At 68.3% G+C, this 18,576-nt stretch carries 20 protein-coding genes; 12 read left to right on the top strand and 8 right to left on the bottom strand.

The window, feature by feature from the left end; translation table 11 throughout:
• The first annotated feature begins 7 nt into the window (after positions 1-7).
• A complete protein-coding gene (gspF, locus tag WJ542_RS03675; protein WP_411187938.1) occupies positions 8-1,225 on the top strand; it encodes a type II secretion system inner membrane protein GspF in 1,218 nt (405 codons plus the stop codon).
• 20 nt (positions 1,226-1,245) lie between these two features.
• On the opposite strand, the gene WJ542_RS03670 is transcribed toward gspF, so the two are convergent.
• Positions 1,246-1,659: a hypothetical protein gene (locus tag WJ542_RS03670; RefSeq protein WP_411187936.1), complete on the bottom strand. Its 414-nt coding sequence runs from the start codon at positions 1,657-1,659 to the stop codon at positions 1,246-1,248.
• Between the two features lie 170 nt (positions 1,660-1,829).
• Between WJ542_RS03670 and gspG the strand changes: the two genes are divergently transcribed.
• The 8 genes from gspG to WJ542_RS03630 are packed head-to-tail and all read left to right on the top strand — an operon-like array spanning position 1,830 to position 7,833.
• Positions 1,830-2,318: a type II secretion system major pseudopilin GspG gene (gene gspG / locus WJ542_RS03665; protein WP_411187934.1), complete on the top strand. Its 489-nt coding sequence runs from the start codon at positions 1,830-1,832 to the stop codon at positions 2,316-2,318.
• A gap of 16 nt (positions 2,319-2,334) precedes the next feature.
• Positions 2,335-2,853: a GspH/FimT family pseudopilin gene (locus WJ542_RS03660; RefSeq protein WP_411187932.1), complete on the top strand. Its 519-nt coding sequence runs from the start codon at positions 2,335-2,337 to the stop codon at positions 2,851-2,853.
• A gap of 1 nt (position 2,854) precedes the next feature.
• Positions 2,855-3,259 (top strand): type II secretion system minor pseudopilin GspI, encoded by a 405-nt coding sequence (gspI, locus tag WJ542_RS03655; RefSeq protein WP_411187930.1) that lies wholly within the window; start codon positions 2,855-2,857, stop codon positions 3,257-3,259.
• Positions 3,237-3,935, top strand: coding sequence for a PulJ/GspJ family protein (locus WJ542_RS03650; RefSeq protein ID WP_411187928.1), 699 nt, complete (start codon positions 3,237-3,239; stop codon positions 3,933-3,935). Before gspI ends, WJ542_RS03650 begins: the two co-directional genes overlap by 23 nt.
• On the top strand, positions 3,932-5,077 hold the full coding sequence (gene gspK / locus WJ542_RS03645; protein ID WP_411187926.1) for a type II secretion system minor pseudopilin GspK: 1,146 nt from the start codon (positions 3,932-3,934) through the stop codon (positions 5,075-5,077). The genes WJ542_RS03650 and gspK overlap by 4 nt, the downstream gene beginning before the upstream one ends.
• A 34-nt stretch (positions 5,078-5,111) precedes the next feature.
• Complete coding sequence (gene gspL / locus WJ542_RS03640) at positions 5,112-6,512, top strand: type II secretion system protein GspL (RefSeq protein ID WP_411187924.1); 1,401 nt, start codon at positions 5,112-5,114, stop codon at positions 6,510-6,512.
• Complete coding sequence (locus tag WJ542_RS03635) at positions 6,509-7,015, top strand: type II secretion system protein M (protein WP_411187922.1); 507 nt, start codon at positions 6,509-6,511, stop codon at positions 7,013-7,015. The genes gspL and WJ542_RS03635 overlap by 4 nt, the downstream gene beginning before the upstream one ends.
• A gap of 38 nt (positions 7,016-7,053) precedes the next feature.
• Positions 7,054-7,833 carry a type II secretion system protein N gene (locus WJ542_RS03630; RefSeq protein WP_411187920.1) on the top strand — a complete coding sequence of 260 codons (780 nt, stop codon included), beginning with the start codon at positions 7,054-7,056 and terminating at the stop codon, positions 7,831-7,833.
• Positions 7,834-7,872: 39 nt separating this feature from the next.
• Here WJ542_RS03630 and WJ542_RS03625 read toward each other — a convergent pair whose 3' ends face one another.
• Both WJ542_RS03625 and WJ542_RS03620 read right to left on the bottom strand, forming a co-directional pair.
• Positions 7,873-9,411 carry an efflux transporter outer membrane subunit gene (locus WJ542_RS03625; RefSeq protein ID WP_411187918.1) on the bottom strand — a complete coding sequence of 513 codons (1,539 nt, stop codon included), beginning with the start codon at positions 9,409-9,411 and terminating at the stop codon, positions 7,873-7,875.
• Between the two features lie 179 nt (positions 9,412-9,590).
• A complete protein-coding gene (locus WJ542_RS03620) occupies positions 9,591-10,148 on the bottom strand; it encodes a hypothetical protein (protein WP_411187916.1) in 558 nt (185 codons plus the stop codon).
• A gap of 15 nt (positions 10,149-10,163) precedes the next feature.
• Here WJ542_RS03620 and WJ542_RS03615 point away from each other — a divergent pair, with 15 nt between their 5' ends.
• A complete protein-coding gene (locus WJ542_RS03615; RefSeq protein ID WP_411187914.1) occupies positions 10,164-10,682 on the top strand; it encodes a MarR family winged helix-turn-helix transcriptional regulator in 519 nt (172 codons plus the stop codon).
• 149 nt (positions 10,683-10,831) lie between these two features.
• Entirely contained in the window at positions 10,832-12,394 is a 1,563-nt protein-coding gene (locus tag WJ542_RS03610; protein WP_411187912.1) for a DHA2 family efflux MFS transporter permease subunit, read from the top strand.
• 44 nt (positions 12,395-12,438) lie between these two features.
• On the opposite strand, the gene WJ542_RS03605 is transcribed toward WJ542_RS03610, so the two are convergent.
• The 4 genes from WJ542_RS03605 to ada all read right to left on the bottom strand — a co-directional run bounded on the left by WJ542_RS03605 (position 12,439) and on the right by ada (position 17,069).
• Positions 12,439-12,897 carry a hypothetical protein gene (locus WJ542_RS03605; RefSeq protein WP_411187910.1) on the bottom strand — a complete coding sequence of 153 codons (459 nt, stop codon included), beginning with the start codon at positions 12,895-12,897 and terminating at the stop codon, positions 12,439-12,441.
• A gap of 142 nt (positions 12,898-13,039) precedes the next feature.
• Positions 13,040-14,662 (bottom strand): glutamate--cysteine ligase, encoded by a 1,623-nt coding sequence (gene gshA / locus WJ542_RS03600; protein ID WP_411187908.1) that lies wholly within the window; start codon positions 14,660-14,662, stop codon positions 13,040-13,042.
• 233 nt (positions 14,663-14,895) lie between these two features.
• Positions 14,896-15,891, bottom strand: coding sequence for a DNA-3-methyladenine glycosylase family protein (locus WJ542_RS03595; RefSeq protein WP_411187906.1), 996 nt, complete (start codon positions 15,889-15,891; stop codon positions 14,896-14,898).
• The gene (ada, locus tag WJ542_RS03590; protein WP_411187904.1) at positions 15,888-17,069 is read right to left on the bottom strand and encodes a bifunctional DNA-binding transcriptional regulator/O6-methylguanine-DNA methyltransferase Ada; all 1,182 of its coding nucleotides are present in this window, start codon (positions 17,067-17,069) and stop codon (positions 15,888-15,890) included. The genes WJ542_RS03595 and ada overlap by 4 nt, the downstream gene beginning before the upstream one ends.
• Positions 17,070-17,543: 474 nt before the next feature.
• On the opposite strand from ada, the gene WJ542_RS03585 reads away from it, so the two are divergent.
• Positions 17,544-17,954 (top strand): VOC family protein, encoded by a 411-nt coding sequence (locus WJ542_RS03585; protein WP_411187902.1) that lies wholly within the window; start codon positions 17,544-17,546, stop codon positions 17,952-17,954.
• A 24-nt stretch (positions 17,955-17,978) separates the two neighbouring features.
• Here WJ542_RS03585 and WJ542_RS03580 read toward each other — a convergent pair whose 3' ends face one another.
• Positions 17,979-18,533, bottom strand: coding sequence for a YaeQ family protein (locus WJ542_RS03580; protein WP_411187900.1), 555 nt, complete (start codon positions 18,531-18,533; stop codon positions 17,979-17,981).
• Positions 18,534-18,576: the final 43 nt, after the last annotated feature.

Genomic DNA, 18,576 nt, shown 5'->3' with positions numbered 1-18,576 from the left:
AAGCAAGATGCCGGCATTCCGTTTCGAAGCGATCGACGCCGCGGGCAAGGCGCAAAAAGGCGTACTGGAGGCCGACAGCGCGCGCAGCGCCCGCACGCAGTTGCGCGGCCAGGGGCTCACGCCGCTCGTCGTCGAGCCGGCGGCCAGCCGCACGCGCGGCGAGCGCCAGCAGCGCCTGGCGCTCGGGCGGCGCCTGTCGCAGCGCGAGCAGGCCATCCTCACGCGCCAGCTCGCGAGCCTGCTGGTGGCGGGGCTGCCGCTCGGCGAGGCGCTCGCGGTGCTCACCGAGCAGGCCGAGCGCGACTACATTCGCGAGCTGATGGCGGCGATCCGCGCCGAGGTGCTGGGCGGCCATTCGTTCGCCAACGCGCTCGCGCAGCATCCGCGCGACTTTCCCGACATCTACCGCGCACTGGTGGCGGCCGGCGAGCATACGGGCAAGCTCGGCATCGTGCTCTCGCGTCTTGCCGACTACATCGAGCAGCGCAACGCGCTCAAGCAGAAGATCGTGCTGGCGTTCACCTACCCGACGATCGTCACGATCATCGCGTTCGGCATCGTGACGTTCCTGCTGAGCTACGTGGTGCCGCAGGTGGTGAACGTGTTCGCGAGCACGAAGCAGCAGTTGCCGATTCTCACCATCGTCATGATGGCGCTCTCCGGCTTCGTGAGGCATTGGTGGTGGGCCGTGCTGATCGTCGTGGCGATACTTGCGTGGACGGTGCGCGCGATTTTGCGCCAGCCGGGGCCGCGTCTTTCGTTCGACCGCTGGGTGCTCACCGCGCCGCTCGCGGGCAAGCTCGTGCGCGGCTACAACACGGTGCGCTTTGCGAGCACGCTCGGGATTCTTTCCGCGGCCGGCGTGCCGATCCTGCGCGCGCTGCAGGCGGCGGGCGAGACGCTCTCGAACCGCGCGATGCGCACGAACGTGGACGAGGCCATCGTGCGCGTGCGCGAAGGCACGTCGCTCTCACGGGCGCTCGGCAACACGAAGACGTTTCCGCCGGTGCTCGTGCACCTGATCCGGTCGGGTGAGGCGACCGGCGACGTGACGACGATGCTCGACCGTGCCGCCGAAGGCGAGGCGCGCGAGCTCGAGCGCCGCACGATGTTCCTCACGAGTCTGCTGGAGCCGCTGCTGATTCTGGCGATGGGCGGCGTGGTGCTCGTGATCGTGCTCGCGGTGATGCTGCCGATCATCGAGCTGAACAACCTCGTGCAGTAGCGATAACGGCAGAGGCGGCGTCAGCGAACGTAGATGGTGGGGCCGGCGGCGTTGGCCGGCAGGAAGACTTCGGAGTGCACGCCGTGGCGGTCGACGACGATCGAGCGGGGGCGCACTTCGGCGAGCGTGGCGTCCTGGCCGATCGGACCGCCGAGCGAGACGGCCCTGGCCGGATCGCCGCCGATGCTGACGATGGCGGCCGCGCCGTGCTGGAGCGCGAGGATGCCGAAGAGGTGGATGTCCTGCACCGCGCTGCGGTCGAGCTTGCCGCCGAACAGCGTCGAGGCCTCGTCGAGCGAAACGGGCGCGTGCGCGGCGGCGGCAACGATCGGTGCCGCGCGGCTCGTGGCCAGCGTGATACCCCACCACGTTGCCGTGGCGCAGAGCACCGCGAAGGCGGCGAGGGAGACGAGTCGGATTTGCAGTGCGTTCATGCGTTCCATTGTACGGAGTATTGTGAATTTTTCGACGGCGTGCGGGTATGCCCGGAAGCCGTCACCGCGTGACATTACAATGACCCGCCACGTGTCCTCATGACACGCAGGGTCGGATGCGGCGCCAGGACGGGCGCCGCGGGAAATCATCGCCAGGAGGGAAGCAAGCCATGTCCATGTGGGCCACCAAGTGGGACCAGCGCCGGGACCAGCACCGTGCCGGAATCGAAGGGCTGCGCGCTCGCCGCCAACGCGGTTTCACGCTGATCGAAATCATGGTCGTGATCGCGATTCTCGGCATTCTCGCCGCGCTGATCGTGCCGAAGATCATGAGCCGTCCCGACGAAGCGCGGCGCGTCGCCGCGCGCCAGGACATCGGCACGGTCATGCAGGCGCTCAAGCTCTATCGTCTCGACAACGGCCGCTATCCGACCCAGGATCAGGGCCTCCAGGCGCTGATCCAGAAGCCGACCACCGATCCGGTTCCGAATAACTGGAAGGACGGCGGCTATCTCGAACGCCTGCCGAGCGATCCCTGGGGCAATCCGTACCAGTACCTGAATCCGGGCGTGCACGGCGAGATCGACGTGTTCAGCTACGGCGCCGACGGCAAGCCTGGCGGCGAAGGGAACGACGCCGACATCGGCTCCTGGCAGTAGCGGATTCTCGCGAGGCATGCGCCAGCCCTTCCCGCTTCGTCACGCCGCCCGCTCGACGCCGCGCGCCTTCGCGCGCGGCCGCGCGGGCGGTTTCACGCTGCTCGAAATGCTCGTGGTGCTGCTGATCGCGGGGATCCTGGTTTCGCTCGCGTCGCTGTCGCTCTCGCGCAATCCGCGCACCGACCTCAACGAAGAGGCCCAGCGCCTTGCGCTCCTGTTCGAATCGGCCGGCGACGAAGCGCAAGTGCGCGCACGCCCCATCGCCTGGCAGCCGGTCGAGGGCGGATTTCGCTTCGACGTGCGCACCGACGATGGCTGGCGCCCGCTGCGCGACGACCTGCTCGGTCCGCGCCAGTGGGAAGGCGGCGTGACGGGCGTTGCGATCAGCTATCCGGGCGGCGACGACGACAACGGAGCCAGCCGACTCGTGTTCGGCACCGAGGCCGTCGACGTGCCGGTCGAGGTCACGCTCTTTTCCGCAGCCGGGCGCGCGACGATCGTCGGCACCGGCAGCGGCCGCTACGAGGTGCGCTGACATGCGGCAAGCACGACGCCTGCCCCGCGCGCGAGCGGCGCGCGGTTTCACGATGATCGAGGTGCTGGTCGCGCTGGCGATCGTCGCCATCGCGCTTGCCGCTTCCATGCGCGCGGTGGGCAGCCTCGCCGCGAGCGAAGCCGATCTGCACGACCGCCTGCTCGCCGGCTGGAGCGCCGACAATGCCCTCGCGCAGCTGCATCTCGCGCACGCGTGGCCCGACGTGGGCGAGAGCCGCTTCGAATGCTCGCAGGGCAATCTCGAGCTCACTTGCGTGCAGACTGTGAGCACCACGCCCAATCCGGTCTTTCGCCGCGTGGAGGTGTCGGTCATGACGCCGGGCCGCGCCGGCAATCTCGCGCAACTCGTCACGGTGGTCGCCAATGAGACGAACCGCTCGCTGTGACCGTGCGCGTGCCGCACGCGCCTCGCGCGGCACCGGTGCGCGCGGCTTCACGCTGATCGAACTGCTCGTCGCCATTGCGATCCTCGCCGTGGTGGCGATCCTGTCGTGGCGCGGGCTCGACCAGATCATGCGCGGCCGCGAGACGATCTCGCGCGAGATGGCCGACGAGCGCGTGTTCGCGCAGATGTTCGACCAGATGCGTATCGACTGCCAGCGCGCCGCCTCCGACGACGAAGCCGGCGCGCCCGCGATCTCGCTCGACGGCGGCGTGCTGCAGATCGTGCGCGCGTTCGCCGTGCCGCCCGGCGCGGCGCCGCGGCTGCAGGTCGTGCGCTATCGCGTGAGCGAGGGCCGCGTGGTGCGCTATGCCTCGCCGCCCATCGCCAACCTCGGCGAGCTGCGGCGCGCGACGCGCGGCGGCGAAGGCGACAACTGGAGCGCGCTGCCGATGATGAGCGGCGTGGGTTCGATCAACGCGGACCTCTACGTGCCGAAGGTCGGCTGGACCTCGAACATGCAGGACGTGCGCGCGCAACTCACCGCCAACATCAACAGCATGAGGGTGCCGCAGCTCGGCAACGCGCCCATGCCGCGCTCCGTGACGGGGCTCCAGATACGCGTGGGCGCCACGTCGCTGCAGTCGCCCGTCACGCGGGTTTTTCTGGTGGGCGAATGAACCTGCGCGCGCCCCTTCCTGCGGCCCGTCCGCGCCGCCCCGCCCGTCCCACCTGCCTCGTTAACCGGCGGGATCGGCATAGCCAGCGCGGCGCGGCGATCATCACCGCGTTGCTCGTGGTCGCGCTGTCGGCCATTCTCGTTTCGGGGATCCTGTGGCGCCAGCAGGTGCAGCTACGCCGCATCGAAAACCAGCGGCTCATCGCGCAGGCGCAGTGGATCGCGCGCGGCGCGCTCGACTGGACCCGTCTCGTGCTGCGCTCGGAGGCCGATACCACGGCGGGCATCACCTATCTCGGCGGCACCTGGGGCGTGCCGCTCGCGCGCACGCGCCTCTCGGACTTCCTCGGCCAGATCGGCGACGTGCGCTCCGCCCAGGGCGCGACGACTTACCTTTCGGGTTCCATCGAGGACGCCGAAGCGCGCTTCAATCTGCGCAACCTGGTGTCGAGTCCCGCGCCCGGCGCCCTGCAACTGGACCTCACGCAGATCCAGGCGTTCGCGCGACTCCTGCAACTGCTCGGCCTCAACGGCCAGCTCGCGCAGAGCACGGCGGTCTATCTGCGCTCGGGCCTCGCCTATTCCGCGACGCGCTTTCAGACCGCCACGGTCCCCGGCGCCCCGACCACGACGCCGCAGGTCGTGGGAGGCGCCGCGGGCGGCGCGACGTTCAGCGACAATCCGGGCCTCGACGACACCGAAAACAGCAGCGCCACCGCCCCGATCGTGATGACGAGCGTGGACGGACTGCTCGACGTGCCGGGCTTCACGCCCGACGTGCTCGCGCGCCTGCGGCCCTTCGTGACGATCCTGCCCACCACGACGCCCGTCAACATGAACACGGCAAGCGCCGAGGTGATCGCGGCCATCATGCCGGGCATGAGCCTGTCGAGCGCGCAGGCGCTCGTGGCGCGGCGCCAGAGCGTGTTCTTCCGCAACGTGGGCGACGTGCAGCTCGCGCTTCAAGGTGTTGGCGTGCCGCAGGCCGCGATCGATACGTCGCTGTGCGACGTCAACACGAGCTATTTTCTGGTTCATGGGCGCGTCGAACACGAGCGCGCCGAACTGGACCGCACCACGCTTGTCTGGCGCGACTCGCTCACCCATACGACGCGCGTCGTGCGCGTGAGCGACGACCCATGAAACCGCTTCAGTCCAACATCGAAACGAGGTGCCTTTGAGCACGCTGATCGTCCTGATGCCGCCGCGAGACCCGGCGGTCCACTCGCAGGAATGGCAGTTGCCGGAACTGCCGTTCGTGCTGCTCGACAAGACGGGCCGCACCCAGCGCGCGGGTCGCGCGGCGCTGGCGCTCCTGCCGCGCGGGTCTGCCACGATCCTGCTCGTCGCCGCGCGCGACCTGCTGACGATTCCGGCCGCCGTGCCGCCGCTCAAGGGGCCGCGGCTGCGCCAGGCACTGCCGAACGTCGTCGAGGATCAACTGATCCAGGACCCGCAGACCTGTCACCTCGCGCTCGACTCGCAGGCGCTGCCGGACGACCGGCAGGTGGTCGCGGCGATCGATCGCGGCTGGTTCCGCTTTCTCGTCGAGGGTTTCGCTGCCGCCGGCCATCGCAACTTGCGCGCGGTGCCTGTCGCGCGGTGCCTCCCGCTGCCCGAGACGGCCGGGACCGCAAAAACCGCTGAAACCACCGGGACTGCTGAACCGCCCGAGGCGGCGAAAACGGCCGAATCCGCCGGATCGGCTGCAACTGCGCCTTCCGCGCCCTTGCCTGCCGAGCCGGTGACGGCCTGCGTGTTCGGCCCGGTCATGTCGACCGCGCCTGCACTGCTTGCGGGCACCGCGCCCGATCTTGCGCTCTCGGCGCCGGGCGTCGCGCTCGAGCTTGCGATCGTGCGCGGCGCGACGGCGCAGGGTTTCGCCGTGCCCGCGGCGAGCGTGGCCGCCACCATCGAGGCGCTGGCCGGCGACACGCCGGTGACGCTCTACGCGCTGACCGGCCTGCCGGGCGAACCGGCGGGCAACGCATCGAAGGCAGGGATCGCGCGGCTGCCCGGCGCGCAGCCGCTCACATTCGAAGCGCTTGCGCGCCGCGCACTGACTTGCCGCTTCGACCTCTGCCAGTTCGAATTCGCCTCGCAGCCGTGGCGTCTGGACCGCGCGACACTGCGCCGCCTGCGGTTGCCGATCGCGCTCCTCGCGGCCTCGCTCGTTATCGCGATCGTCGGCGCGAACCTGCAATGGCTGATGCTTTCGCGCCAGCGCGACGCGATGGAAACGCAGATGACGGAGCTTCTGCTCAACACCTTCCCGAAGACGACGGTCGTGCTCGATCCCGCTGGCCAGATGGCGCGCCAGTTGCAGCAGTTGCGTGTCGCGGCCGGCGAGCCCTCGGCCGACGACTTCCTCGCGCTCTCCGACGGCTTTGCGCGCGCGCTGGGCCCGGTGCCGCCGAACAGCATCGCCGCGCTCGACTATCACGACCGGCGCCTCGACGTGACGTTCAAGCCAGGCGCGAACGTCGACGCCGGCCTCGCTGCGCGGCTCGCGCGCAACGGCCTCGAAGGCACGCAGGACAGCAGCAGCGGCAAGTGGACCATCAGGAGCGCATCGTGAATACAACGGCTTTGACCGAGGCATGGGCCGAATTCTGGGAGGCGCGTTCGCCGCGCGAGCAGACCATGCTGACGTGGGGCGGCGCCTTGCTGGCCGTGGCGATCGGCTGGTCGGTGCTGTGGGCGCCCGCCTCCGACGGCCGCGCGCGTCTGCACGAGAGCCTGCCGGGACTGCAGCGGCAGCTCGCGCAAATGACGGCTGAGGCTAACGAAGCCCGCGGGCTTTCGGGCGCGGCGGCGAGCGTCGCGCCGGACGGCCAGGCGCTCAAGGACGCGCTGACGGCGTCGTTGGCCGATCACGGCCTGCAGGGTGCGCAGGTGCAGTTGATCGGCGCGACGGTGCAGGTGCAGATGAAGAACGCCTCGTTCCCGGCCTTTACGAACTGGCTCGACGATGCGCGCAAGCAGTACAAGGTACAGGTGGTCGAAGCGCATATGAGCGCGCTGAAGACCGACGGCCAGGTCGACCTGACCGCCTCGCTGCAGCCGGCGAGCGCGCGGTAAATGCGCCGACCGCCTGGTATGGGACCGGAGACCCTCGCATGACGTACTGGATGCGGCGCGTGCGCGCCGCGTTGCCGTGGCTTCTGGTGGGCGCGCTGTCGAGCGGCATGGTGCTGCTCGCCCGTCTGCCGGCCGCCTGGATCGCGCCGCAATTCGCGCGCGCGACGCAGGGCCACGTGAATCTCGTCGATCCCGCCGGCTCGCTTTGGCAAGGCTCCGCCACGCTGATGCTCGCGGCGGGCCAGGACGACACCGGAGCGACCCTGCTGCCCGGCCGCATCGAATGGCGGACGGCGTTCTGGCCGCTCTTGACGGGCCGCGTGCGCATGCAAATGCGCCAGACCCAGGCGATGCCCGACCCCGTCGTGGTCGAAGCCACGCCGAGGAGCGCCACCGTGACGGCCGGCTCGATCGCGGTGCCCGCCTCGCTGCTCGCGGGGCTGGGTGCGCCGTTCAACACGCTCGATTTCGACGGTAGCGTGCGTCTGACGTGGACCCCGTGGCGCACGTTCGGCAACGACGCCTTCGGCCGGCTCACCGTTTCGCTCGCCGACATGAGTTCGCGGGTCTCGCTCGTCAAGCCGCTCGGCTCGTACGAGGCGGTGATCCAGGCACAGGGGGCGTCGTCGACGCTCGATCTCTCCACGCGCAAAGGTCCGCTAATGCTGAACGGCCGCGGCGTGTTCTCGCGCGCGTCGACGTCGTTCGAAGGCACCGCGAGCGCGGCGCCCGATCAGCGCGACAACCTTGCGGGCCTCTTGAACCTGCTCGGGCGACCCACCGGTCCAGGCACGGTCGCGCTGACCTTCGTGCGCTGAACCGGCCCGCGCTGCGGCGGGTGTTCGGGCGTTAGGGCATTAGTCCGCCCTGGCGGCCTCGCCCGCTTTGGCCGTTTCGCTCATCGCGCCGGTTTCGCGATCCATCTGCGCGACGCTCCAGCCGCCGCCGAGCGCCTTCACGAGCCCAACCGACGACACCATGCGCTCGCCGGCAAGGTTCGCCAGCTTCTGCTGGGCCTGGAACGCCGTGGTCTGCGCGGACAGCACGTTCTGGTAGTCGGTCGTGCCCACCTTGTATTCGTTGACGACGATGTCGAGCGCACGCTTCGCCGACTCCACGGCTTGCTGCTGCACGCCGACTTCCTGCGCGAGGATGCGTTGCGAAGCGAGGTTGTCCTCGACGTCCTGGAAGGCGGCCAGCACGGTGCCGCGGTAGGTGGCGACCTGCTGGTCGTAGGCGGCGCGGGCCGCTTCGGTCTGCGCGCTGCGCAGGCCGCCGTCGAAGATCGTGCCGGCGAGCGACGGCCCGAGCGTCCAGAAGCGCGACGGCATCTGCAGCAACTGCGACAGCACCGAACTCTCGAAACCGCCCGACGCCGAAATCGTGAGCGACGGGAAGAACGCCGACATCGCCACGCCGATCTGCTCGTTCGCCGCCGCGGCCTTGCGCTCTGCCGAAGCAATGTCGGGGCGCCGCTCGAGCAGTGCCGAAGGCATCGAGAGCGGCACAGTGGGCGGCGTGGCCGCGAGGGGCGACGGCGGGATCGAGAACGTCGAGGCAGGCTGGCCGACCAGCACGGCGATCGCGTGCTCGTTCTGCGCGCGCGCGACGCCGTTGTCGATCGCCGAGGCCTGCGCCGACTGCAGTTGCGCCTGCGCCTGGACCACGTCGGCACGGCCCGCCACGCCCTGCGCGTACTGGTTTTGCGTGAGATCGAGCGTCTTTTGATACGCGACGACGGTGTCGTCGAGCAGCTTCTGCTGGGCGTCGAGCGAGCGCAGCGTGAACCAGGTCTGCGCGAGCGTGCCTTGCGCGGAAAGGCGCGCGTTGGCCAGATCGGCGGCGGCGCCCTGCTGGCTGGCCTCCTGCGAGCTCACCGTGCGGCTCACTTTGCCCCACAGATCGGGCTCCCAGGTCGCGTCGAGGCCGAGATTGAAGTTGTTGTCGATCGTGCCGCTCGGGAAGCTGCCGCTCGCGTTGCTCACGCGCGTGGGCGTGCGCGAACGCGTACCGGCGGCCGATGCGCTGACGACCGGGAAATACGCGGCCCGGGCCTCGCCAACGAGCGCGCGCGCCTGCCGGTACGCGGCGGCATATTGCGCGATGGTCTGGTTGTGCGCGTCGAGCTGGTCTTCCAGCGCGTTGAGCTGGGCGTCGTTGTAGATCGTCCACCAGTCGCCGCGGTCGGCGGCATCGGAGGGCTGCGCGACTTTCCAGCCTTCGGGCGCTTCCTTGAACGAAGCCGGCATGGCGCCCGTGGACGGCCGCTGATAGTTCGGGCCGACCGCGCAGCCGGCCAACTGGAACGCGACTACGACCAGGGCCGCGGCGCAGGCGAGTGCGCGGCGCTTCGGGAATCCGGGCAGACGGACAGCGTGGTGGGAAGAACGCGGCATGCAAGCAATCCTGTCGAGGCGGCCGGAGTCATCAGGCGCGCGAGGCGCAGCGGATGGCCGGTCGCGGGGGCACGCAGCGGGTTTGTCGTGTCGCGGGAATGGTAGCGCACGCGCCGCGCGGAACGCGTAAGGTTAATGCAGGGTTGCCTTGCGGTGTGTTACGACCGATGCCGCGCAGATTACGCGCGGTTACGGCGCCAGCGGCGCAGGGCGTCGAGCGCGTAGGCGCCCGCCCGCGTGCGCGGCGTGTAGCCCGCGCGCGCCTGGGCGCAAGCCGCGCGGCACGCGGCCCGGCGGTCCGCGCAAAGCGGCGCCGCGACGATAGCCCGGGCTGCCTGCGTGGACGACACGGCGCGCTTTGCCCGCCGGCGTTGCGCCCACATGAACAGCAGGACCGCGAGGGAGCCGCCCGGCAAAGCAAACACCGCCGCATAGACCGCGAGCTTGCGCCAACCCGCCGCGCTGGCTTGCGCGAGCGCGAGCCGGGCGGTGTCGGTAACGGAGCGGCCAAAGCCGCCGAGCGCATTTTTCAGGTACGGCATGGTGCGATCCGAGGCGTAATGAGGCGTGATGGCGTTGAAGTGATTGCCTGACATAATATTGACTAAGCAATCAAATAACAAACTTATTTGCACTGCACCAATCTTCCTGTTGTTTTTTGTCCAGGCGATGACTTCTTCTTTCCTGATTGACGTATCTGCCTGAGCAGCTAAAATACGCCGATTGCCTCTATGCATCTGGATTCCCGCGTCATGACGAGCGAAGCCCCTTTCGTCCCTACGAAGCCCGGTGTGGATTCGAGCCTCGGCTACTTCCTTTCGACGGCGCGCAACGTGCTGGCCGCGCGAATGGACCGCGCGGTCGCGCCGCTCGGGCTCACGTCCTCGCAGATCGGCGTGATCCTGCTGCTGTGGTTCGAGCGCGCACGCACGCCGAACGAGATGTCGCGCGTGCTTTCGTACGACACGGGATCGATGACGCGCATGCTGGACCGGCTGGAGAAGAAAAGCTTCCTCGTGCGCCAGCGCAGCCTTGCGGACCGGCGCGTGGTCGAACTGACGCTGACACCGCTTGGCCGTGACGCGGCGCAGCAACTGCCGGATCTGATCTCGCAGGTGCTCAGCGAACAGCTTCGCGGCTTTGCCGCCGACGAAGTCGCGACGCTCGTGCGCCTGTTGCAGCGCTTCATTGCCAACGATCCGGCTACCGACCCGCTTTGCAGCGAAGAACTCGCCTGCCCGGCGGCGCAGGCGTTGCATCCGGAAGGCTGAACCCCGTAACGGGCGGCGCGCGCCTGAGCAGCGCCCTTTGTGCGGGCCAATAACTGTCTGGGCAGAAAATGCCGGGGCATCGATAGAAGAGCTGGAGACGCTGGGCAGCAAGCGGCGCCGACGGTTCGACGAACAAGGATCCAGGACCGATGAACGCTTCCACCACGGCGCCCGACGCCGCAGCCGCCGAGCCCGCGCCGCTGCACGGCGGCACGCTCGCGCTGCTCACCGTCGGCCTCGCGCTCGGCACGTTCATGGAGGTGCTCGACACCTCGATCGCGAACGTTGCGGTACCCACCATCTCCGGCAACTTGGGCGTTGCCAACAGCGAAGGCACGTGGGTGATCTCGTCGTATTCGGTGGCGTCCGCGATTGCGGTGCCGCTCACCGGCTGGCTCGCGCGCCGCGTGGGCGAAGTGCGGCTCTTCACGCTTTCCGTCGTGCTGTTCACGTTCGCGTCGGCGGCTTGCGGCTTTGCGTCGAACTTCGAGACGCTGATCTTTTTCCGTCTCGTGCAGGGTCTCGTCTCCGGGCCGATGGTGCCGCTTTCGCAGACCATCCTGATCCGTACGTATCCCCTGGAAAAGCGCGGCCTTGCATTGGGCCTGTGGGCGATGACGGTCATCGTCGCGCCGATCTTCGGCCCCGTGATGGGCGGCTGGATCACCGACAACTACACGTGGCCGTGGATCTTCTACATCAACGTGCCAATCGGCCTTTTCTCGGGCGCCTGCGCGTACCTGCTGCTGCGCGGACGCGAGACGAAAACCACGAAACAGCGCATCGACGCGGTCGGTCTTGCGCTGCTCGTGATCGGCGTGTCGTGCCTGCAGATGATGCTCGATCTCGGCAAGGACCGCGACTGGTTCAACTCGAAGTTCATCGTCACGCTCGCCATCGTCGCCACGGTGTCGATTGCCTTCATGCTGGTCTGGGAGGCCACGGAAAAGGAACCCGTCGTCGACCTATCGCTGTTCCGCGACCGCAACTTCGCGCTGGGCGCGCTGATCATCTCGTTCGGCTTCATGGCGTTCTTCGGCTCGGTGGTGATCTTTCCGCTCTGGTTGCAGACAGTGATGGGCTACACGGCCGGCATCGCGGGTCTCGCAACGGCCCCGGTCGGACTGCTTGCGCTCGTGCTCTCGCCGCTCATCGGGCGCAACATGCACAAACTCGACCTGAGGATGGTCGCAAGTTTCGCATTCCTTATTTTTGCGTTCGTCTCGATCTGGAATTCGACCTTCACGCTCGACGTGCCCTTCAGTCACGTGATCCAGCCGCGTCTCGTGCAGGGGATTGGCGTCGCGTGCTTCTTCGTGCCGATGACGACCATCACGCTATCGAGCATCTCCGACGAACGGCTCGCGAGTGCCTCGGGACTGTCGAATTTTCTACGCACGCTCTCGGGCGCGATCGGGACCGCGGTGAGCACGACGTTCTGGGAAGACGACGCGATCTACCACCACGCGGTGCTCTCGGAGTCGGTGAGCCAGTATTCGCAGAACACCAATTCATATAGCGACACGCTGACGAGCCTCGGCTTCGCGGGCCAGAGCGTGACCGCGCAATTGAACGAAATCGTCACGCAGCAAGGCTACATGATGGCGACCAACGACTTCTTCCGCATCTCGTGCGTGATGTTTCTCGTACTGGCGGTGCTGGTCTGGATCACGAAACCGAAGAAAGGCGGCGGACCGTCGATGGGGCATTGACGGTTCCGCGCGGGGCCGGCGAAGTTGGCGCCGGTGAACCGAAGTCAGGGGGACGTGGAGGGTTGTGCGCCGCCCGTCGTTGCCGCTTCGTCGGCGTCGTCGCCGGGAACGGTCGTCTCGACACCCGTGCGCACGAATTGCTTGAATGCCGCGCCGGCTTCCCACGGGTTGGGCTTGCAGCCGAGCGAACTGTCACAGTGCGCCGCGAAGCCGATCGTCGCGGTGCCGTCGGGGTTGGCCGTCTTCGTGATCTCGTACGCAAGCAGCCGCCTGCCGCCGCCCGGGCCCGACGTCTGGATCAGCGTGTCGGTCACAGTCTGAACTTCGTACTTCGAATGGGTGCGCACCCAGTCCTGCGCACGTTGCCACCACAGATCGCACTGTGTCTTGTCCGGGCACGTGAGCGGTGCGGTCGCGATCTGCATGACGTCCGGGTTCACCTGGCCGCGCGTGGAGCAGGCCGCTGCCGTTACGCAGAGCAGCATCAGCAGGATTCGTTTCATGGTATGGAGTCCTCCCTTCAGGCGCCGCGCGCGGCGCCTTGCGTGGCTGCCGGCACGACGATCATGGGTATAAGTATTGGACCGCGCAGGCGCGCGTTCGTTTCGAGCAAGCGACATGCCCGCCATGTCCGTCAATCAGCGCTCAGACACTGTAGCGATTGAGCGTATAGGCGCGATAGGCCGCGACGAAGGCATCGAACGAGCCGACTTCCTCGCGTTCGAGCTTTGCCTGCTCGTCGAGCGATGCGCGTGCGAGCCCTTCGAAATGCGCAGTCGTTCCGGCATCGAGCGGGCGCGAGAGAAAGTAGTCGGCGTGGTGGCGGCTTTGCGCGAGCGCGAACTGCAGGAAGGTCTGCTTTTCGTCGCGCAGCGTTTGCAGCACACGGGCCGAGGGCGTGAGCGAGGCATCGGCCAGTTTCGCGCGCTGTGCCGCTACGGCGCGCGCGTGTTCGTCGCCGCCGCGCAGCGCGTCGAGTGCGGCGGCGGTGCGCTCGATGCGCGCGAAGAGTTCCTCGGCCCACTCCTGAAAGGGCACGTCCTTGCCGTCGCGCTTGAGCGAGAGGCCCGGGCGCCGACCTTCTTTCGTGACCAGACCGAAGTTTTCGTTGGCTTCGGTGCCGGCTGCCGCGGGCAGGAGCGGGCTTTCGTCGAGCGCGCAGGCGAGCAGATAGGCGTCGAGAAAGCGCGTCGTCTCGAGCGCGATGCCGGTGGGCTCGAACGGATCGATGTCCATGCAGCGCACCTCGACGTACTGCACGCCGCGCGCAGAGAGCGCATGCAGCGGGCGCTCGCCGGGATACGTCACGCGCTTGGGCCGGATCGTCGAGTAGAACTCGTTCTCGATCTGCAGCACGTTCGTGTTGATCTGCACCCACTCGCCGTCGCGGTGCGTGCCGATCGCCTCATACGGCGGATAGGGTTGGCTCACCGCGTCGGCCAGCGCCTCGAGATAGCCGGGGAGGGTGTCGTAGTCGGCATGCAGCGCGGACTGGCCCGCCGTATTCGAGTAGCCGAGGTCGCTCATGCGCAGGCTCGTCGCGTACGGCAGGTAGAGTGTTTCGTTGTCCAGTGTTTCGAGCCTGTGCGGCTGGCCACGCAGAAATCGCGCGTCGAGCGAAGGCGAGGCGCCGAACAGGTACATCAGCAGCCAGCTCGTGCGGCGGAAGTTGCGGATCAGCGCGAGGTAGCGTTCCGACTGATAGTCGACGGGCGTGGACGACGACCGCTCATGCGCATGCAGCGCCTGCCAGACGTCTTCGCTGAGCGAATAGTTGTAGTGAATGCCGGCGATGCATTGCATCGTGCGGCCGTAGCGCAGCGCGAGGCCGAGGCGGTAGACGTGCTTGAGGCGCCCGATGTTCGAGGCGCCGTATTCGGCGATCGGAATGCCCTCGTCGGCGGCGGGTAGCAGGCCCGGCATCGATTCGTTCCAGAGGACTTCGCCATCGCGCGCGAGCACGGCGTAGACGTAGCGATGCAGTTCGTCGAGGCGTGCGAGCGTGATGGACGGATCGTGCTCCGCGGGCGTGATGATCTCGAGCAGCGCCTCGGAATAGTCGGTCGTGAGCGACGGATGCGTGAGCGCCGAACCGAGCGCGGCCGGATGCGGCGTCATCGCGAGCTGCCCGTCGCGCGTCACCCGCAGGCTTTCTTTTTCGATGCCGCGCAGACCGCGCGCGAGCGCGTCGCGGTGCGGCCCGGCACTCAGCACGGAAAGGCGCTGTGCGAGAACGTCGTGCGTGCTTGTAGAGGTCGTGTCTGGCATTGAGGCAGGTCGGGGCGCAAGCCGGCGGCGTCATGTTCCCCTGCGCGCGCCAGCCTGAATATTTTCGTTAGCGGGCACTTTAACATCTCGCCGTAAGACCTGCTTGCGGTCGATTCGGCCCGCTCCGCAGGGTGAATCCGGCGGCCGCAGCGTGCCGTTGGCACCCCGCTGGTACCTCGTTCGCATCCCGTGACCCGGCCGCGCCTGGCCGGTTTCGTCATACCGCTGGCGGCTCAACCGCCGCGTGCGGCGCCTGCGCGATCGGCGATTTCGTTCCACAGATGCATGGCCGCATACGCGCGCCACGGACGCCATGCGTCGCTGCGCGCACGCTGCTGGGTGGCGCGCACGAGCGCGGGGTCGCGCGCGGCGATGGCCTGCATCAGCACGAGGTCGGTGGCGGGCCAGGCATTCGCGTCGCGCCATGCGCGCATTGCGACGTATTCGACGGTCCAGGGGCCGATGCCGGGCAGGGCGAGGAGGGCTTCGCGCATTGCGTCGAGGTCGGGAGAGGTGTCTGCGGCTGTGCCTTGCGGTGGGTTCGTTTTCTCCGGGCCTCGTTCGATCACCACCGCGCCGCTCGCCACGGCCGCGGCGAAGCCCTGCAGCGCCGCGACGCGCTTGCCCGGCATGCCGATGCCCGCGAGGTCGGCGGCGGCGAGGTCGGCGGGCGCCGGAAAGCGCCACGCGGTGCCGGTATGCGGATGACCGTCGATAGGCTTGCCGACGCGCTGCACGAGGCGTCCGACGATCGTCGTGGCAGCCTTCACGCTGACCTGCTGGCCGACGATCGCGCGCACCACGAGCTCGAAGCCCGACCACGCACCCGGCACGCGCAGGCCGGGCGCGGCGCCGACGAGCGGCGCGAGCCACGGATCCGCGGCGAAGTGCGCAGCGATGGCAGCGGGGTCGGCTTGTACGTCGAACATGCGCGCGAGCGGCGCGGCGAGTGCGGCCGCATGCGCGCTCGCCGGACCTTCGACCTCGACGACGAGACAGCGCCGCCGCGGATGGCGGCGCACCGCGAGCGTGCCGCTTGCGCCGAGGAAGTCGATGGCGCGGCGCCACGTGCCGTCCTCGACGCTTTCGACGCCCGGCGTTGCGCGCCCGGAGAAAAAGCGCAGCAGGCGCGGCCAGTCGTAGGGGGCCCGGAACGGCAATTCGAGCGTGGCGCTGGCCTCGACCCTAGCCTGCTCCCGTGCGCCGATTCGCGGTTTGGCGTTGCTCAAGCCGCGGTCTCCGGCGCGTTTATGCGGGCAGGGCGCCGGCCATCGCGCGTTCGGGCCGCGGTCGTTTCACCGGTCGACGGCCCGGCGCCGTGTTCCGCGCGGCCCTTCGCTTCGGCGTCGATCAACGCGGCCTTGCGGGCCAGCCCCCAGCGATAGCCCGCGAGCGAGCCGCCTTTTTGCACGACGCGATGGCACGGAATCGCGAGCGCCACGGGATTCGACGCGCAAGCGCTTGCCACCGCCCGCACCGCGCGCGGCGCACCGAGGCTTTCGGCGATCTGCGTATAGCTGCGCGTCTCGCCGTACGGAATGCGCTGGAGCGCTTCCCATACGCGCTGCTGGAACGCCGTTGGCGCGACGTCGAGCGGCAGGTCGAAGCGGTCGCGGCGGCCGTGCAGGTAGGCATCGATCTGCGCGATGAACGGCGCGACGGCTGCGGTGTCTTCGATGCGGTCGGCATTCGCGAAGTCGGCAGCGAGGCCGACGGCGAGCGTGGCCGCATCGTCGCCGAACGCGATCCGGCAGATACCGCGGCCCGTGGCGGCGACGAGCACGATGCCGAGCGGCGTTGGCGCGCTTGCGTAGCGGATCGTCAGGCCCGCGCCTTTGCGGCGATATGCCGACGGCGCCATGCCGAGCTCGGCCGGTACGCTCTCGTAAAGCCGCGAGGACGAGCCGAAGCCCGCATCGGCACTCGCACGCGTGACGCCCGCGCCTTGGGTAAGGGCCTCTCGCAGGGCCGCGCCCCGGCGAGCCGCCTGGTATTGGCGCGGCGAAACGCCAAGCACGCGCTTGAAGAGGCGTTGCAGGTGAAACGGGCTCAGGTGCACCGCGTCGCCCAGCTCGGCGAGCGTCAGGCGCGCCTGCGGATCGGCGTCGAGCGCGGCGCACGCGCGCCGCACGATCTCCAGCTCGCGCGGCAGCCCGCCCGGACGGCAGCGCTTGCATTCGCGCAGGCCGGCGGCGCGGGCGGCGTCGGCACTGTCGAAGAAGAGGACGTTTTCGCGGCGCGGCAGCCGCGACGCGCACGAGGGCCGGCAGAACACGCCGGTCGTCCGGACGCCGTAGAAGAACGCGCCGTCGGCACTCGCATCGTGCGTGGCGACGGCTTCCCAGCGTGCGGCGTCGGTGGCGAAGGAGGATGCCGGGGCATGAAGCGGGGACGAAGCGGCGGTCATGGCTTGACTCCAGGAATGAACAGTTTCGACGGTTCCCACTGTAGCCGCAGGGCGCTGCCGCGGCGCGCCGGATCTTGCTCTGTCATTCCGGCGCCCGCCCGGTCTGCCGCGCCACGATTTGAAGCCCGCTTTGCTCCTCACGCTTTGCCCCTCATTTTGGCCTCGGGGAGCTGTGCCCGGCATTGATGCGACAAAATGGCATCATTGCGGGTTTTCCCTTAAAAAGTTGTTGCGTCGCGTCAGGCGGCTGTGTATAGTGGTTCCTGTCTCCTCCATGTCTCCTCCTGATATGGATTAAGCCCGCTCACAGTAGCGGGCTTTTTTTCGTCCAGCGATTTTCCATCGCCATTCTTTCTCGATTTTCCGCCTCTTTTCGCACCCGCGCTGCTCGCGGCACGCACACCGACCTGCTTGTGTACGATGCAGTCGGAACCGCCATCATCATCGCCGTCGTCCGGTCGGGAGGGGCGCATCATGCAGATCCAGATCCGCGAAATCGATCACGTCGTTATCCGCGCCGCGGATCTTGCGGCGCTTACGCGTTTCTATTGCGATGCACTGGGCTGCCGGGTGGAGCGCGAACAGCGCGAGCTGGGGCTCGTGCAGTTGCGCGCCGGGCGCTCGCTGATCGATCTGGCGGCAATTGGCGGCCCGCTCGATCGCGAGTCCGGCAGAGGCGATCCGGCGGGCCGGAACATGGATCATCTGTGCCTGCGCGTCGAGCCGTTCGACGGCGACGCGCTCAAGGCCCATCTGGAATCGTTCGGCGCGCGGCCGGGTGACGTGGTGGAGCGCTACGGCGCGGAAGGTCTGGGGCCTTCGCTTTATCTGTTCGATCCCGAAGGCAACATGGTGGAGTTGAAAGGGCCGCCGGCTTCCCCCTGAACCTCGGGCCGGACGAGCTTCGTTTCAGACTTTCTCGGGCGCCTTGAGCACGGCCCACTCCACGGCTACGGGCTCGCTGCTGCCGTTGCCGATCCACGCGGTGCCGTCCTGCACCGTGCACTGCAGGCGCATGGTGCGCTCGGTGAGCTTGCCGAGTGCCTCGGCCACGCCTTCCGCGAGCGTCCAGACGGTCACATTGCGCAAGCGCTCGACCTTGCCGCGCACGCCTTGCCACCAGATGTCCGAGCCGCGGCCGCCGTAGGCGATCACGATGACCTCTTCGGCGCGCCCGCTGGCTTTCGCGATGCGCCGTTCGTCCGGCTGACCGACTTCGATCCACGTTTCGATCGCGCCCGTATAGTCCTTGCGCCAGAGATCCGGTTCGTCGGTATCGGAGAGTCCCTTGCAGAACTCCAGACGCTCATGTGCGAACAGCACGAAGGCGGCGAGGCGGACCATCATCCGCTCGTCGGTTTCGGACGGGTGGCAGGCGATCGTCAGCGCATGGTCGGCGTAATAGTGCCGGTCCATGTCCGCAATCTGCAGTTCCGCCTTGAAGATGGTCGATTTGAGTGCCATGCCGATTCCCGGGCTGCGCAAAAGCCGCACATGATAGCGAAGT

This window comes from Paraburkholderia yinzeri, from assembly GCF_046581065.1.
Classification (GTDB): Bacteria; Pseudomonadota; Gammaproteobacteria; order Burkholderiales; family Burkholderiaceae; genus Paraburkholderia.
This window is presented reverse-complemented; position numbering and strand designations above follow the sequence as displayed.

Excerpts from the sequence above, each read along its gene's own strand:
- gspF (WP_411187938.1), top strand. The coding sequence starts at position 8 with ATGCCGGCATTCCGTTTCGAAGCGATCGACGCCGCGGGCAAGGCGCAA.
- WJ542_RS03670 (WP_411187936.1), bottom strand. The coding sequence starts at position 1,659 with ATGAACGCACTGCAAATCCGACTCGTCTCCCTCGCCGCCTTCGCGGTG.
- gspG (WP_411187934.1), top strand. The coding sequence starts at position 1,830 with ATGTCCATGTGGGCCACCAAGTGGGACCAGCGCCGGGACCAGCACCGT.
- WJ542_RS03660 (WP_411187932.1), top strand. The coding sequence starts at position 2,335 with ATGCGCCAGCCCTTCCCGCTTCGTCACGCCGCCCGCTCGACGCCGCGC.
- gspI (WP_411187930.1), top strand. The coding sequence starts at position 2,855 with ATGCGGCAAGCACGACGCCTGCCCCGCGCGCGAGCGGCGCGCGGTTTC.
- WJ542_RS03650 (WP_411187928.1), top strand. The coding sequence starts at position 3,237 with ATGAGACGAACCGCTCGCTGTGACCGTGCGCGTGCCGCACGCGCCTCG.
- gspK (WP_411187926.1), top strand. The coding sequence starts at position 3,932 with ATGAACCTGCGCGCGCCCCTTCCTGCGGCCCGTCCGCGCCGCCCCGCC.
- WJ542_RS03630 (WP_411187920.1), top strand. The coding sequence starts at position 7,054 with ATGACGTACTGGATGCGGCGCGTGCGCGCCGCGTTGCCGTGGCTTCTG.
- WJ542_RS03625 (WP_411187918.1), bottom strand. The coding sequence starts at position 9,411 with ATGCCGCGTTCTTCCCACCACGCTGTCCGTCTGCCCGGATTCCCGAAG.
- WJ542_RS03620 (WP_411187916.1), bottom strand. The coding sequence starts at position 10,148 with ATGCATAGAGGCAATCGGCGTATTTTAGCTGCTCAGGCAGATACGTCA.
- WJ542_RS03615 (WP_411187914.1), top strand. The coding sequence starts at position 10,164 with ATGACGAGCGAAGCCCCTTTCGTCCCTACGAAGCCCGGTGTGGATTCG.
- WJ542_RS03610 (WP_411187912.1), top strand. The coding sequence starts at position 10,832 with ATGAACGCTTCCACCACGGCGCCCGACGCCGCAGCCGCCGAGCCCGCG.
- WJ542_RS03605 (WP_411187910.1), bottom strand. The coding sequence starts at position 12,897 with ATGAAACGAATCCTGCTGATGCTGCTCTGCGTAACGGCAGCGGCCTGC.
- gshA (WP_411187908.1), bottom strand. The coding sequence starts at position 14,662 with ATGCCAGACACGACCTCTACAAGCACGCACGACGTTCTCGCACAGCGC.
- ada (WP_411187904.1), bottom strand. The coding sequence starts at position 17,069 with ATGACCGCCGCTTCGTCCCCGCTTCATGCCCCGGCATCCTCCTTCGCC.
- WJ542_RS03585 (WP_411187902.1), top strand. The coding sequence starts at position 17,544 with ATGCAGATCCAGATCCGCGAAATCGATCACGTCGTTATCCGCGCCGCG.
- WJ542_RS03580 (WP_411187900.1), bottom strand. The coding sequence starts at position 18,533 with ATGGCACTCAAATCGACCATCTTCAAGGCGGAACTGCAGATTGCGGAC.